General features: G+C 64.6%; 14 protein-coding genes. 5 read left to right on the top strand and 9 right to left on the bottom strand.

Going from position 1 to position 15,143, the window contains the following annotated elements; genetic code table 11:
• Positions 1-135: 135 nt before the first annotated feature.
• On the bottom strand, positions 136-1,059 hold the full coding sequence (locus JAB4_RS05735; RefSeq protein ID WP_227742101.1) for a methyltransferase domain-containing protein: 924 nt from the start codon (positions 1,057-1,059) through the stop codon (positions 136-138).
• A 102-nt stretch (positions 1,060-1,161) separates the two neighbouring features.
• Here JAB4_RS05735 and JAB4_RS05730 point away from each other — a divergent pair, with 102 nt between their 5' ends.
• Entirely contained in the window at positions 1,162-1,884 is a 723-nt protein-coding gene (locus tag JAB4_RS05730; protein ID WP_343216274.1) for a ComF family protein, read from the top strand.
• 39 nt (positions 1,885-1,923) lie between these two features.
• A complete protein-coding gene (trmL, locus tag JAB4_RS05725; RefSeq protein ID WP_070222564.1) occupies positions 1,924-2,394 on the top strand; it encodes a tRNA (uridine(34)/cytosine(34)/5-carboxymethylaminomethyluridine(34)-2'-O)-methyltransferase TrmL in 471 nt (156 codons plus the stop codon).
• Positions 2,395-2,507: 113 nt separating this feature from the next.
• On the opposite strand, the gene JAB4_RS05720 is transcribed toward trmL, so the two are convergent.
• The 8 genes from JAB4_RS05720 to JAB4_RS05685 all read right to left on the bottom strand — a co-directional run bounded on the left by JAB4_RS05720 (position 2,508) and on the right by JAB4_RS05685 (position 12,593).
• The gene (locus JAB4_RS05720; RefSeq protein ID WP_070222566.1) at positions 2,508-3,254 is read right to left on the bottom strand and encodes a hypothetical protein; all 747 of its coding nucleotides are present in this window, start codon (positions 3,252-3,254) and stop codon (positions 2,508-2,510) included.
• Positions 3,255-3,270: 16 nt separating this feature from the next.
• On the bottom strand, positions 3,271-4,497 hold the full coding sequence (locus tag JAB4_RS05715; RefSeq protein WP_070222568.1) for a hypothetical protein: 1,227 nt from the start codon (positions 4,495-4,497) through the stop codon (positions 3,271-3,273).
• 33 nt (positions 4,498-4,530) lie between these two features.
• Positions 4,531-8,229: a tubulin-like doman-containing protein gene (locus tag JAB4_RS05710; protein ID WP_083287237.1), complete on the bottom strand. Its 3,699-nt coding sequence runs from the start codon at positions 8,227-8,229 to the stop codon at positions 4,531-4,533.
• A 36-nt stretch (positions 8,230-8,265) separates the two neighbouring features.
• Positions 8,266-8,703, bottom strand: a complete 438-nt coding sequence (locus tag JAB4_RS05705; RefSeq protein WP_070222572.1) for a hypothetical protein — start codon at positions 8,701-8,703, stop codon at positions 8,266-8,268.
• A gap of 44 nt (positions 8,704-8,747) precedes the next feature.
• Complete coding sequence (locus tag JAB4_RS05700; protein ID WP_083287236.1) at positions 8,748-10,217, bottom strand: hypothetical protein; 1,470 nt, start codon at positions 10,215-10,217, stop codon at positions 8,748-8,750.
• On the bottom strand, positions 10,214-11,710 hold the full coding sequence (locus JAB4_RS05695; RefSeq protein ID WP_139143697.1) for a hypothetical protein: 1,497 nt from the start codon (positions 11,708-11,710) through the stop codon (positions 10,214-10,216). Before JAB4_RS05695 ends, JAB4_RS05700 begins: the two co-directional genes overlap by 4 nt.
• Before the next feature lie 127 nt (positions 11,711-11,837).
• Entirely contained in the window at positions 11,838-12,320 is a 483-nt protein-coding gene (rfaE2, locus tag JAB4_RS05690; RefSeq protein ID WP_070222576.1) for a D-glycero-beta-D-manno-heptose 1-phosphate adenylyltransferase, read from the bottom strand.
• Between the two features lie 33 nt (positions 12,321-12,353).
• A complete protein-coding gene (locus JAB4_RS05685; RefSeq protein WP_070222578.1) occupies positions 12,354-12,593 on the bottom strand; it encodes a DUF3717 domain-containing protein in 240 nt (79 codons plus the stop codon).
• A 134-nt stretch (positions 12,594-12,727) separates the two neighbouring features.
• Here JAB4_RS05685 and JAB4_RS05680 point away from each other — a divergent pair, with 134 nt between their 5' ends.
• The 3 genes from JAB4_RS05680 (at position 12,728) to JAB4_RS05670 (ending at position 15,044) form a co-directional block, all read left to right on the top strand.
• Complete coding sequence (locus tag JAB4_RS05680; RefSeq protein WP_070222580.1) at positions 12,728-13,666, top strand: hydrogen peroxide-inducible genes activator; 939 nt, start codon at positions 12,728-12,730, stop codon at positions 13,664-13,666.
• 58 nt (positions 13,667-13,724) lie between these two features.
• Entirely contained in the window at positions 13,725-14,579 is an 855-nt protein-coding gene (gene ubiA, locus JAB4_RS05675) for a 4-hydroxybenzoate octaprenyltransferase (RefSeq protein ID WP_070222581.1), read from the top strand.
• A gap of 108 nt (positions 14,580-14,687) precedes the next feature.
• Positions 14,688-15,044 (top strand): DUF883 family protein, encoded by a 357-nt coding sequence (locus JAB4_RS05670; RefSeq protein ID WP_070222586.1) that lies wholly within the window; start codon positions 14,688-14,690, stop codon positions 15,042-15,044.
• Positions 15,045-15,143 lie beyond the last annotated feature (99 nt).

Here is a 15,143-nt window from a genome sequence, read left to right as displayed (position 1 = left end):
TATAATCAAGTAAACTTGAATCCATCAAGCAATAATCGGCTTTGTGCGCGCCCTTCTCCCGGCCGCCGCGCGCTTTGCAACGCCAAGTTGCCACATCGCGCGCGAATGCGACCAAGTATCGGTTTCTTTGCCATTTTATTTAGGCTTGCGCGGCAGATCGAAGCGGATGATCGCTTCGCCATTGCGCGTCACGCGCGGCGCGGGACGGAAGGCATGGCCATAGATCACTTCGAAACTCAGACCCAGCTTGCCGTCGGGACGGCGCGTCTTTTCCAGCGCGGCCAGCATGCGCTGCCAGGCCGCCTTGCCCATCAGGCCGCGCCGGCGCGTGGTGAGCGGGTTGCCGCCAAAGGCGCGCACGTCGGCCAGCAGTTTTTCCGCCGTGTCGTAGGTGACGGTGATGATCTCCATGTCCAACACGGGCGTGGAAAAGCCCGTCTCGACCAGCATGTCGCCAAAATCGTGCATATCGACGAAGGGCAAGGCGTGCGGATATAAATCGGCCTCGGCAAAGGCGTCGCGCACTTCGCGGAAGGTATCGGGGCCGAAGCAGGAAAACATCAGCAAGCCATCGAGGCGCAGCGCGCGCCGCCATTCGGCAAACACGCGGTCGGGCTGGGCATGCCAGTGCAGCGCCAGATTCGACCACACGAGGTCGATGCTGCCCTGCGCCAGCGGCAGGTCGCCCAGGTCGCCGCACAACAAATCCACGCCTGTCTTGGCCGGCAGCAACTTGCTGAGGAACTGGTTCAGGCTGGCCAGTTTCGACGCGGGCGCGCGCGCCGCCTGCATCATCGCTTGCGCTGCATCGAGACCGATAATCTGCGCGGCGGGATAATCCTTGTGCAACTGCGCCAGGTCCGCGCCGGGGCCGCAACCGGCGTCAAGCACGCGATGCGGCGTGATTTTCACCAGCTCCAGGCGCTCGTGCATGCGTGCCGACACTTCGCGGCGCAGGAAGTCCGACGGCGCGACGCGCGCCGGACGGGAAAAGAAATCGCGTACTTGCACCGCATCGATGGGCGCACTCATTTTGGGCGGACTGGTGGGAACTGGCATGTTGAATCGGGTGAGGTGAGATAATGTCGGCAGTGTACATGGAACGACGCCATCGCGATGCGGACCGCCACCCGGCAACAATTTGATGGCGCCTGGCGGGCGTTGCGACTGTGGCTAGGCGCCACCGTGCTGCCGGCCCAGTGCGCGCTGTGCGGCATCGGTTGCCCGCAAGTGCTGTGCCCGCCTTGCCGCGCGCAGTACCTGGGGCAAGGACGCGGGCAACTGCGCCACCGCTGCCGCCAGTGCGCCAATCCGCTCGCTGACATTGAGGTGGCTCAACTGTGCGGGCGCTGTTTGCGCCAGCGGCCCGCATATGACGCCACCGTCACGGCGTTCGACTATGCGGCGCCCGTCGACCAGTTGCTGCTGCAGCTGAAATTCGGCGCGCGCCTGGCGTTGGCGCCCCTGTTCGCAGAACTGCTGCATGTTGCCATTCAGCAACAGCAGGAGTGGCAAGCGCCGCATCTGCTGTGCCCGGTACCCTTGGGCCCGGCCCGGCTGGCCGAGCGGGGGTTTAACCAGGCGCTGGAAATCGCGCGCCCGCTGGCGCGCCTGCTGGACGTGCCTTTACAGCCCCGGCTGGCGCTGCGCGTGCGCGAGACGCGGGCGCAAAGCGGCGTGGCGCCGCAGGAACGGCAAGCCAACCTGGCGCACGCGTTCACCATCGCGCCGGACCATGCGGCGTTATTGCCAGGATGCCATGTCGGCATCGTCGACGACGTGATGAGCAGCGGCCATACCGTCAACGCGCTGGCGGCCGCCTGCAAGCGCGCGGGGGCGGCCAGGGTCAGCATATTGGTGGTGGCGCGCACGCCGCCGCATTAAATTCGCTGTATATATGAGAGATAGACCAAGGAGAGCATTTTGTTTCACGTTGTTTTGGTAGAACCTGAAATCCCGCCCAATACGGGCAACGTCATCCGCCTGTGCGCGAACACGGGCGCGCAGCTGCATCTGGTCGAACCGCTGGGCTTTCCCCTCGACGATGCCAAGATGAAGCGCGCCGGCCTCGATTACCACGATTACGCGAAGATGAAGGTGCACAAGAATTGGGCAGCCTTCCTGGCCGATACCCAGCCCGACCCCGCCCGCATGTTCGCCATGACGACGCGCGGCTCGCGCCCGTTCGGCGACGTGGCCTTCCTGCCCGGCGACGTGTTCGTGTTCGGTTCCGAAACAAAGGGCCTGGACCCGGCCCTGCGCGACGGTTTCCCGGCAGAGCAACGCATCCGCCTGCCCATGCGCCCCGACAACCGCAGTTTGAATCTGTCGAATACGGTGGCCGTCGTTGTCTACGAGGCCTGGCGCCAGCATGGATACGCCGGCGGCGCGTAGGTCGGATTAGGCCCAAGGGGCCGTAATCCGACAACATTGTTGGCGTTAGTGGTGTTGTCGGATTACGCGGGGCTTTACCCCGCTAATCCGACCTACGCATTTGCATACGGCGATCAGCGCAGCGCCAGCCGCGCCGCGCCGCTATTGTCGTCCAGCATCACCAGCTGCGTGCGCAGGTCGCGCGTGGCGGCCAGCTTGCCGTTGACATATAAATTCGTCTTGACGCCATACACACCCTGCGACACGCCGGCCGGCAAGGTCAGCTCGAACGAGTTCTCGAAGCGCCCGCCCGATTTGTTGTTGCTGGCCAGGGCCTTCGAGCCGGACTTGAACGGCTGGCCTTGCGGGTCGAGCACCACCAGCTCTTCGCGCACGTCGTTGACGCTTTGCGCGCTGCCGTTGACCAGTTCCACCACGGAGTTGACCTTGAACGGCTGGCCGCGCTTGACGGTCGACGCGCTCAGCTGCGGCGTGTACGACACCACTTGCGGCTCGCGCGGCAAGGCGCCGCGCGTACGGATGTAGTCGCGGTCCGCCTGCGCCGCCGTCTTGGTCTGGCGCGAATTGACATTGATGGCCAGGCAACCGGCCGCCGCCAGGCCGCCGCCGATGGCCGCGCCCTTCAGCGCGCCATTCTTGCCGCCCGCCAGCGCCCCCAGCAGCGCGCCCACGGCCGCACCGGCCGCCGCCGACGTGCCCACGCTGCACGGATCCTCATCCGTGGCCGCCTGGGCGCCGCCTTGAGGATAGGAACTGTCCTGGCGCACGCCGTTCGGGCTCATAGTCGACGTGGCGCAGCCGGTCAGCATGGCCGCGATGGTCAGCGCAGCGACGGCGCGCAAGGTGGTGTGATTCAGCATGGTGACTCCCGGATGACTAATTGATCGTTGTTTCCGTCTGCAGCACTTGCCGTTCGCGCTCACGGATGCGGCGCGACAGATTGTCGATGCGCGCATTGCCCGGATCGACGCGGCGCGCACTTTCCAGATACGTCTTGGCCGCATCGAACTTACCTTCCAACAATGAACGCTCGGCATCGCGCAGGAATGATTGCGCCATTTCGTTACGCATGGCCGCGCCGCTATCGACGGGCGACGTTTCCAGCGGACGGCGTTCGGTCACCACTGGACGTTCGACCGCGCGCGCGGGCGCCGGTTCCTGCTGTGCCGGCATTGCTGCCGGCGCCGGTGACGGGGCAGAAACGGGCGCCGCCATCGACAGCGCCTGCACGTCGGCCTTCAGCTGCGGCAATTCCACCGCTTCGCGGTCGATCGCTTCCAGCCTGGCGATGCCATTGCGAGCCGCCGTCGCATCCTTGCCATCGAGCGCCTGGCGCACGCCGACCAGCACGGACGCGGCTGCCGCCTGCTGGCGCGCCAGCTGCTTGCGCAAGGAATCCACGCTGGCAGCGCCCGCGCAATCGATGTCGAGCGCGGCAATGCCCCTGGCGGCGCTTTGCAATTGATGGCCGTCAATATTGCGCTCGATGGCGCGCACGCCGCGCTGACAGCCGCTCGAGCCAGAGCCCGCCTTGCCGATCGCCGCCTGCAGATCGTCGGCCTTGGCGCTCGACTTGCCCGTACACACATTTTTCGCCGTCGCCAGCTTCTGGCGGGCGCCGTCCAGGCTGCCATTCGCCACCAGCTTCAAGCCACTGTCGATGGCGTCATTGCAGGCCGATTCACTCTTGCCGCCCGGCTTGCCATTCATGTAGACGATGACGGCCGCCAGCACGACGGCGCCGCCCAGCCAGCGCAGCCACTTGCGCGGCGGCGGCGGGACTGTCGGTGCAGGCGCCGATAGCGGCACCGGCACGGGCTTCGGCGCGGCCTGCGGCGGCACCGGGACCGGAGCCGGAGCCGGAGCCGGCTTGGGCGGCGCTTTCGGCGCAGGCGCCGGTGCCACCGGCTGAGGCGGCGGCTTGGGCGCCACAGGCGGCGATACTGGCACAGGCGGCACAGGCGCTGTTACAGGCGCTTGCACGGGCAGCGGCGGCGGCACGGCCGCGGCTGGCTGGACTGCGCCAGCCTGCGCCTGCCCGCAGTACGGGCAATGGCTGACAACGGTCCACAGGCCCGTCTTGCATTTGTTGCAGATATCCAAAACTAATCCTTCATTCCAACGTCATTCCAGCGTTCACAGAGGCGGCGGCATCAACGGTGGTGGCGCACTGAGGAACAAGGGCGCCAGCTCGGGGAACTGGGCCAGCTCGGCCCAGGCCGGCAAACCGGCGCGCCACACCTTGGTGGTGGCTGGCACGACCTGCCCCCCCTGCACGTACTGCACGATCTGCTGGGCCGTGAACGGTCCCTGCTGCTGGCCGTTTATGCCCAGGAAATACTGGTATTCCACCAGCGGCGGCGGCATGCCGCCCAGCGGTGGCGGCACCATGCCGAAGGCCGGCGCCACGCCAGCGGCCGGCGCGCTGGCCGGGCGCAGCAATTGCTCCAGGCGTCCCGCTTCCAGCATTTCTCCCTTGATCGCATATTTCAACCGGGGCTGGCCGTCCGCTTCCGGCTCGCGCACTTCCCAGTCGTAAGCGTCGCCGTCGGAGTCGCCGATCACGTTCGCCCATTCCTTCAGGCGCCCCAGCAAGGCTTGCACCGTGCGGTCGAGCTCATCGCTGGCCATGCCCTTGCGGCGCGCCGATTCGCGCAGGCGCGCGCCCAGCTCGGCGGAAATGGCGCTGCCAAAGCCGACGTACGGCAGCTGCGAGCCATCGGCCTGCGCCACCAGCTTGGGCGCATACACCGTGCGTTCATAGTATTTTGCCAGCGCCGCCATGGCCGCCGTCTGCACGGCGTCAAGCGCCGTCAATTTTTCCTCGATGCGCAGGGCGATATTTTTCTCGTACGAGGCGGGCATGCCGTTCTGGCGGATGGCCCGTTCGTTGCCGATGCGGCGCAGGTCGCCCGGTTCGACGGCGAACTGGTACTGGCCCGGCGGCACGACTCTGCCCGTGTGCCGCGTCAGCACGCCCAGCATGATCGCTTGCAGGAACTCGCCGAAATCCTCGGCCAGGCGTTTCATTTCATCGGTATTGGGCGCGATCGGGTGCGTAAATTGCGTTGGATCAATATGCGTGTGGGTCGGCGCCTTGTCGTTGTCGCCTTCCTTGCGGTAGCTGGTGCGCCAGCCTTCCAGGCCGCGCAGCACCGTCATCGGCACGCCGGCCAGCTCGCAATAGCAGACGGCGCGCCCGCGGATGCCCGTCTCGACGATTTCCAGCTGGCTCACCGTGATGCCCACCTGGGTCGGCACGCACGATTCGAGCTCGGCGCCGAACTTCGCCTTGAAGGCGGCCGCGTTGGCTACGCCGATCACGCACTTGAACTGGTCCGACACGACCGTGAAGTCGCCCGCCATGTTGGCGTCGATCCAGGGCATGGAGCAGGCCAGCAGCTTGCGGAAGCGGTCCAGGCGTTCGGATACATCCATCTGTTCCAGCGCCTCGAACAGGGGGTCGGGCGTGCTCGTCGCCCCTTCCGCCAGGCCCGCCGTGGCGATCATGTTCTCGGCCATGCGCGTGACCTTGGCCAGGATCAAACCGCGCTGCGCCGGTTCGCCCAGCATGGGGAACAGGGCTTTTGAGCCGCCCATGTCCTTGAACGCTTCATCGGCCCACTGGCGCAAGGTGGCCGCCGACGGCAGCGCGATGTCTTTTTCCGTGACGGGAATGACGATCAGGGTCGCATGTTCCTTGTCCAGGTCCTTTTGCAGGATGGTATTGGCCGTCTTGAGTTCCGCCAGCATGGCCAGCACGCCTTCGCGGCCCGTTTGCAGCTCGCCCACCAGGCCATTCCACTGTGCGCGGCCCTGCGCATCGACGCCGACCCGGTTGCCCAGCCAGCGCGACAGCTCGCCCAGCAGGATGACGGACTCGTCCGCCGCTTTGGCCCGCAGATGGAATTTCAGCGCATTCGCCATTTCCGTGCGCAAATGATCCATCACCACGCCCGCCTGCTTTTCGCCATTGCTGAGGAAACCGAAGGTGCTGCGCGTCTGTTCCAGGTTGTTCAGCAGGCGCTCGTATTCGCGCGAGCGCACGGCTTCCTTGATTTCACGGTAGCGCTCGGCATTCGCGCCGATCTGCGCCGTCAAGCCGCTGCCCGGCGCCTCGATGCGGTCCTTGATCTGTTCCACCAGCGACAGCACGTATTCCAGGCCGCCGAATTCTTTATTATCAAGATAGCCATACAACTGGTCGCGCACGACTTTCTTGACGTCGTCGAGCACTTCGCGGCGGCGCTTGCTGATGCGGTCTTCCGTCGTGTCGGCCGTGGAATCCTGGTCGCGCACGGCGTCGCGTTCCAGGTGCTTCATGGCGTCGCGCACCTGGGCCGGCCATTCGCTGCGGTCGAAGCCCGTGCGGATATCGTTGATGCGCGTATTGACCCGGTTTTCCACGCCGGCCAGCAAGTGGCCGTGGCGGTCTTCCAGCAATTCGTCGACGACGCGGAAATCGATGAAGTCGCCGCTGGAACGCTTCAGTTCGATGCTCTTGTCGGAAAACTCGGGGAAATCGCTGAAGGGCGTGCCCTTCAGGAACATATTAGCGGCGAGGAAATTATCGCGCTGCGTATCCGTGGCGCGGTTGGCGCCCGCGTCCGTGCCGCCCACGCCAAAGAACGCTTGCAGCATGGCACCGGCCCAGCGGTGGGCCCGCTCGTCGCGCGCCGCTTCCTGGCGCGTATCGAGCACGGCCATGCCGAACGAGGAAAAGCGCTTCGAGAAATACAAACGCATGTCGCCGAAGCGGTCTTGCGGCACGGGCGCGTTGTACAGCGAGTTCTTGTGCTGCGCCTGGTTGACGGCGATCGAACGCTTGGCGCGGGCGAAATCGGCCGAGGCGAAATCCTCGAACAGCGAGTCGGCCACCATGTGGTAGACGTCGCTGACATCCTTGGTGTGCTGTTGCGCAAGGTTGCCCGAATCGATCAGGTACACCTCGCTGTAGGGCTCGCGCGTCAGTTCCGGACGGTCGTAGGCATCCCAGCGGCCCACATAACCCTTGTTGCCCATCATCGCCGATTCCAGCTCCATCAGCGCAGCATAGCCGTTGGCCTCGACCCTGTCCTTGTTGGCCTTGGTGTAGCCGGTCGGCAAGAACAGCATCAGCTCCACGTCGGCCGCGCCCACTTCGCTGCGCGCCAGCCAGCGCGCCAGCAAGCCCATGTCGAGGAAGGAACCGGAACCCGTGCCGCCCGCCACGGAACCGACGATGACGATGCGGAAACGGTTCGTTTCCATGCGCAAACCCAGTTCGGCCAGCTGGCGCTCGTGCGACAGGCCCGCCTTCAGCGCTTTCAGTTTCAAGCGGATCTTGTCGCGGATCTTCGCGTATTTGTCGAAGAAATACAGGCGCGACACGGCGCGGATCTGACCGGCGCCGCTGCTCATGTCGAAACGCAGTTCGCGGATGCGCTGCGGCGTCAGCGGCAGCCATTCCTTGATGTGCGGATACTTTTCCAGGGAATCTTCATCACGGCTGTACTTGTCCATGTCGAACGATTCGACCACCTTGTCATCGTCCGTGAACTTCACCTGGTCGAACTGCAAGTCCTTCGCCTGCGACTCGCCGCTTTCGATCACGGCGCCATTGTCGAGGTCGAAATGGATGAATTGCGCGATGGGAAAGTCGGCCAGCCCCTCGATGCGCGTGCGGTTGCCCGCGCCGCCCCACAGGGTGTTGAGGATGCGCCGGCGCACGCGCATCAGCACCTGCATGCCCGTGCCGCCGATGCCGATGAACAGGGTCGGGCGCAGTTCGATGATCTTGTCCTGCTTGCGCTCGCTGGCGCCGCCGGTGATGGTTTGGTTCAGGTTCTCTGCCATGGTGATTCCTTCGATGATGCGTGCAACGGCGTGTGCTTAGCGGCGGCTGGAAGTAAAGGTCAACAGTAACGCGACCAGGCCCACCAGCACCAGCGGTCCCATGAACAGCGGCGCGAGGAATTTATGCGCGTTCACGGCCGCCAGCACGACACCGGTCGCCAGACTGGCCAGGAAGATGAACAGCCACCAGCCCGAGGCATTGGCCTTGTTCGGCGGCACGCGCTTGGCCACCAGGCCATTCGCATAGGCATTCTTGGCAAAGAAAAAGGCAACGAACAGCAGCAACAGCACGACGCCGCCGATCAGGGTGTCGCGCGACGAGGTGTCGGTCGTGGCGGCGGCGTCCAACGCGGGCGCAGCTTCGGTGGTGGCCGTGGTGGATGCTGGTGCGCCCGGCGCATCGGCGGCCGGTGGCGCGGATGCCGGGGCCGGCAAGGTAAAGCCTGCGTTGTCTTTTGGAGTCTCTTGCGCCATGGTATGCCTCTGGTGGATTTGAATAGTTTAAAAGGAAATCGTTATCAGGCCAGGCTCAGGGTATGGCCTTCGGCCACGCGCACGACGGCCGGCTTGCCCAGGCCACGCTTGAGTTCGCCGATGTCGCGGCCGTCATCGTCGCGGATCTGCACGCTTTTGAAGGGTTTGAGCAGCACTTGCCGCTGCACACCGTCGGCCATCACCTTGTAGCGCGTGGCGCGCGTGCCCAGCAAACCCAGCGCCAGCAAGCCCAGCACGAGCGCCAGCACACCGCCGAGTATCACCAGCACGGGCAGCAGCGGATACTGGATGCGCACCAGCAGCGGGATCGTCGCCTGCGACGCGCGCACGCTGTCGGGCGGCGTGAACATGCCGGAGATCGGATCGCCGGGAAACAGTTCCTGCAAATCCTTGCCAAAACTGGACGCCAGCGCCAGCCGCTGTTCCGACAGGCCCACCTGCGCCTGCATGGGCAGCAGCACCTGCTTGCCCATGGCGGCCATCGCCTGCGCCGACCACGGCGACGGAATCTGCGCCATCGGCAACGCAAACTGCACCTGCACGGACTGGCTGGCACCCGGCTGCAGCTGGCGGATTTGATCTGGCGCAACGTGCAGCGGCGCGTTCTGGCCTGCCAGGCTGGCGTGCACCCTGGCGCTGTCGATCACGTACGGGAAAAACATGTTTTGCAAGGACGCCTGCAACACCACTTGCGGCACCAGGTTCGCCGCATCGACGTCGAGCACGATGGTGCGCCCGTCGCGGCCCAGGCTGGCATGCACGTTGGCGCTGTTCTTGACGGACTGGGGCACGATGCGCACGGCATCCTGGTCCACCGGTTTCAAGCGCGCGGGCGGACGCGTCAGCACTTGCGACAGCCGCCCCTCGGCCAGGATGCGGGTCAACGCCTCGGACGCGGGCTGGCCGTACGCGAGCGCATACACCATCAAGCCCTTGGCGCTGTACAGCTTGCCCTGCACGGGCATGCGCAGCGGAAACACCACCGTCTTGGTGATCGACGGTTCCAGATGCAGCAAGCGGTAAAAATCGCGGTTGCGCTCGGCCGTCTGGCTGTCGTTGTTCGGGCTGTTCTTGTTATTGGTAAAGATCCACACGATGCCGGACGCGGACTGGAACGGACCCGTGATGGTCTTGGTCACGGCTTCCTGGAAATCCGTGTCGGCCAGCGCGCCGCCGGCGCTCTTGCGCGCCAGGCCCAGATTGGCCAGCTGGCCCGCCACGCCGGCGCCGCCCTGCCCTTGCCCGATCAGCGCTGGCGACACATTGCTGCCGCTGCTCTGGCTGAAGGCCAGGGTGTAGACCTTGTCGGACGGGTTTGTAGCGGCCTGCGCCACGGCGCCCACCAGGGCTTTCAGCTGTGAATGCTCATCCGTGTAGAACGGCTCCATCCAGCCCGAGTTTTGCACGAGAAACGCTTGCTGGATGCCGGCCGCATGCGCGGCGGCGGCGCTGAAAAACGCGGCGCAAGCCACGGTCAGTAAGCGCGCCTTCATGCCTGCAAGGCCCAGCCATCGATGCGCGACAGCAGCGGGTGGTAGGCCCACAGCATGCCTTCATGCACAAACAGGCGCACGCGCCACGGCTCGCTGACGGCGAACGTGTGGAACACGGTCTCGCGCAACTCGTCGTCCTGCACCAGCTGGGCCGCCAGGCGCTCGCTCGAGCGCAGCACGCTCGACAGGCCGGCGCTGGTGGCGAACTTGACGCCAAAGACGCTGCTGCCCCCGCCCGATTCCAGCAAGGGCATGACGGCCTGGTTCTTGCCGCCATCGTCGCCGTGTTCCGGTTCTTCCCACGGCGCCGTTTTCAGCTTGGCGGCGAAGCGGTAATTGAAGCTGCCCGAACACAGGCGCGGCGCCAGCGCGTCGGCCCGCTCGGACTGCGCACCCAGTTTCACGTAGACATAGGTGCCGCGGCTGCGCTCGAAGCACAGCTGCCACAGTCCGCCGTCGCGCGACAGGTAGGGGCTGCCGAATTCGAAATGCGGCACCAGCCCTTCGGGCCAGGGCGTAAACGAAGCGGCCACGTTGCCGTCCGGCTGCAACTGCAGCCGGAGTTGGCCGTTGGCGCAGGGCCACACGGCCATGCGGTTGTAGGCGACGGGGGCGCTGACGGTGCCCAGGTCAACCACGCCGTCGAGCAGCACGTCGCTGCCCGGCTTTTGTTGCGCATCAAGGTTGACGAAGCGGATGCGGCCATCGTCGTCGCGCAGCGGTGCCCACAGGCGGTTCTGGAACCAGACGGGCGCGGCCACGCACGGCGCGCCGCCCACGTGCTCGACCACGTAGCTCAGCGAAGGCACGTCGGGACGGATGCAGGCCAGGCCATGGCTGGTCGGCAAGACCAGCACGCTATTGAAGTCAGGCACCAGCTCGGCGCGCCAGGCGCCGTGGGCCAGGTCCGATTCGGCCAGCAAGCTGCCATAGTCGGGGTCCAGCGCCAGCCAGCGTTTCGAAGCGGGCAGCCAGGCGTGCAGGACGGCCTTGCGCGGGTCGAGCGCCAGCAGCGCGGGCGCGCTGGTGCCGAACGGGGCGGAAAAGAATTCGTATTCGCCGGGCGGCGGCATGGGCAGCGAGGCATCGGCTTGCGCATGCTCTTCGCGCGCACGCTGGTCAGCCAGCTTCAGCGGTACGCTGGCCTGGCGCAAGCCGGCCGGACCGGCCGGCGGCACATCGCTGACAGGATGCGCGCCGAAAGGAGGAACCCAAGGCGCCACCCCGGACGGCGTGGCGGCCGCCTCGGGCGGCACTTGCAAGGCCGCGCCCGAGGCGGGGTCGAACGCAAATTCGGGCGGAAACTGCCGCACGGGCGCGCCGGCCGCCGCGGGCAGGCGCCGCGCCAGCATCAGCTTGCCGATATCGGCCTGGCTCACCAAGGGCGAGACGTTCTGGCCGTCCGCGCTGCGCTGCATGCTCCACGCGCCCGCGTCATCGACGTACCAGGCGCCGGAGGGCAGTGGCCAATCCCCAGAAGTTTTATGATCCATGTATTTTCTATGACAAGCAATGCATATCAGACGGTGTAACGTGCTGGGGCTGTCGAAACGAAGTCGCAGCCCTGGCAGTTCTCATAGTAACGTCTTTTTATCTGTATGGAAACATTGACGGCGGTCCTCAGCCCTGCTGCGTCCGCACTTTCGTCAACAGCTTGGTGGTCGAGCGGTCGTGCGCGAAATCGATGGCCACGGCCTGGCCGCCATACGCCAGCACGGCGCGCCCTTCGGGGATGGCCGCCATGTCGTAGTCGCCGCCCTTGGCATAGATTTCCGGTTCGATCTCCTGCACCACTTCCAGGGCGCTGTCTTCCGAGAACGGCACGACCAGGCTCACCGCTTCCAGCGCGGCCAGCACGGCCATGCGGTCTTCGCAGCTGTTCAGGGGACGGTCGTCGCCCTTGCCCAGGCGTTTCACCGAAGCATCAGTATTCACGGCAACGATCAGCGAAGCGCCCAGCGCGCGCGCTTGCGCCAAATACGTCACGTGGCCGCGGTGCAAAATGTCGAACACGCCGTTCGTCACTACCACCGGTTTCGGCAGGGCCGCGGCGCGGGCGCGCAGTTCGTCACGGCCGCACAGTTTGTTTTCAAATTCAGGCATGGATATCTCTTGTTGGGTTAAATACGGTCACACTCAGGCGTGGCTATCGCCTTGGATGCCAGCGGCATGGCGGCGCCAGGCATCGATCAAGGCGAGAACGGCAGGATCCAGGCCCTCTTCGGCGATGCGATCTTGCCGGTAATAAATCATCAGCGCATACACGCCGGCCAGGCGGCTGACGGGCAGCGACAGCGCATATTCATTGCCGCGCGCCGGTTGCCGGGCACGCCAGTAATTGATCGCCGCTTCCAGCGCCTGCATCCGCAATTCCATCGCCCCCTCCTTCCGCCGCCCGCTCCCGCATTATAGGGGGCGATCCGCTACAATACGCCATCGGCGCCACAGTTTCACGTTTGCGCCACCTTTCATTCATTGCAAGTAAGTACTTCCTGTGTTTCAATCAACCTATGACACTGACTGAACTGAAATATATCGTTGCAGTCGCGCGAGCGAAGCACTTCGGCCACGCCGCCGAAGCCTGTTTCGTTGCCCAACCCACCCTGTCAGTGGCCATCAAGAAACTCGAAGACGAATTGGGCGTGGTCCTGTTCGAACGGGGCGGCGCGGAAATCTCCGTCACGCCCCTGGGCGCGCAGATCATCGCGCAAGCCGAGCGCGTGCTGGAACAGACGGCCGCCATCAAGGAACTCGCCAAGCAGAACAAGGACCCGCTGGCCGGCCCCCTGCGCCTGGGCGTGATCTATACGATCGGCCCCTACCTGCTGCCGCCGCTGGTCAAGGCCATGATAGACCAGGTGCCGCAGATGCCTTTGATTTTGCAGGAAAACTTCACGGTTCGCCTGCTCGAATTGCTGCGCCAGGGCGAACTGGACGTGGCCATCATGGCGCTGCCCCTGCCCGATCACGGCATGGCCATCCAGGAACTGTATGACGAACCGTTCGTCGTGGCCATGCCGCGCCAGCATCCGTGGACGGCGCGTGAAAAAATCGCCGCACAGGATTTGAAATCGGAAACCATGCTGTTGCTGGGCAATGGCCACTGTTTCCGCGACCAGGTGCTGGAAGTGTGCCCCGAAATGGCGCGCTTTTCCTCGCCCGGCAACGGCATGCAGCGCACGTTCGAAGGTTCCTCTCTGGAAACCATCCGCCACATGGTGGCCAGCGGCATCGGCCTGACGGTCTTGCCGCGCGCCTCGGTCGCCAATATGCACGCCACCGACGGCATGCTCGAATACCGGCCCTTCGCCGCCCCCGTGCCATCGCGCCGGGTAGTGATGCTGTGGCGCAAGAGTTTTACGCGCAAGGCGGCCATCGACGCCCTGTGCGCGGCCATCGCCAGCTGCAACTTGCCTGGCATCACTCCCTTGTGCGAAGACGACGAATAGTACATTGACATACTATTTGCGATAATCGACCTTTCTCTTCAACAAGATCGAGTCTTTCATGAACAAGCTGGCGCTGTATTTCCGCCTGATACGGCTGGACAAGCCTATCGGTACCGTATTGCTGCTGTGGCCTACCCTGTGCGCGCTGTGGCTGGCGCAGCAAGGCGTGCCGGACTGGCGGCTGCTGCTCATCTTCACTCTTGGCACTTTCCTGATGCGCTCGGCAGGCTGCGCCATCAACGACTACGCCGACCAGGATATCGACAAATTCGTCAAGCGCACGGCGGACCGTCCCATCACCAGCGGACGCATCAGCGGCAAGGAAGCGCTGGCCGTGGCCGGCGTGCTGACCGTGCTGGCCTTTTGCCTGATCCTGCCCCTGAATGCGCTGACCAAGCAACTGTCCGTGGCGGCCGTCATCATCGCCGGCACCTATCCCTACTTCAAGCGCTTCTTCGCGATTCCGCAAGCGTATCTGGGCATCGCCTTCGGCTTCGGCATTCCCATGGGCTTTGCCGCCATCACGGATTCCGTGCCCGTCGTCGCCTGGCTGCTGCTGCTGGGGAATGTCTTCTGGGCCGTGGCCTACGATACGGAATATGCGATGGTCGACCGCGACGACGACTTGAAAATTGGCATCAAGACCTCGGCCATCACCTTCGGCCGCTACGACGTGGCCATCGTCATGTTCTGCTATGCCGTTTTCCTGCTGCTGTGGCTGGCATGCGGCTGGTATCTGGGCTTGCGTTACTGGTTCGTCGCGGGCTTGCTGGTGGCGGCCGGCTGCGCCGTTTATCACTACACCCTGATCCGCGCACGCGAGCGTATGCCGTGTTTTGCGGCATTCCGGCATAATAACTGGCTAGGAGCAGCGGTCTTTGCGGGCGTGGTACTGGACTTTGCTTTCCGTTAATCAATGATCCTTGTGCCGCGGCAGCCCTTGAGGCGGCGCAAGACAGGCCTGGCCGCAGCTGCCTACACTGGTATTTCACTGTGCAGTTTCACTTCCATGAGGTAATACATGAACTCGATACATACCGGCAAATCCAGCAGCGACAGCATCCTCGCCGACGCCGACAAGGCCCGCGACAAACTGGTCGGCGACCTGAAAACCGTCATCAACGAAGCGGAAGGCTGGCTCGATGGCGCCAAGGATCAGACTGGCGAGAATGTCAAAGCCGTCAAGGACAAGTTCATCGCCACCCTGGAAACGGCCAAGAAAGATTTGATCAAGCTGGAAGAAGACTTGCTCGAACGTACCAAGAAGGCGGCCAAGGCCACCGACGAATACGTGCAGGACAATCCATGGAAAGCCGTGGGCGCGGGCGCCGTCGTGGGCGTTCTGTTCGGCCTGCTGCTTTCCTCGTCACGCCGCTAAGTAATCCTCGGGAAATTAGTGTGAATTTATGACAAACAGAACCGGATGCTATGCAAGGCGCTCGCTGCGACGCAGTGCGAGCACTGCTAGCAGTGAGCA

Source organism: Janthinobacterium sp. HH102 (assembly GCF_001758625.2).
Classification (GTDB): domain Bacteria; phylum Pseudomonadota; class Gammaproteobacteria; order Burkholderiales; family Burkholderiaceae_D; genus Janthinobacterium.
Note: the sequence above shows the minus strand (reverse complement) of the source record. Positions and strands in the feature narration are given on the sequence as shown.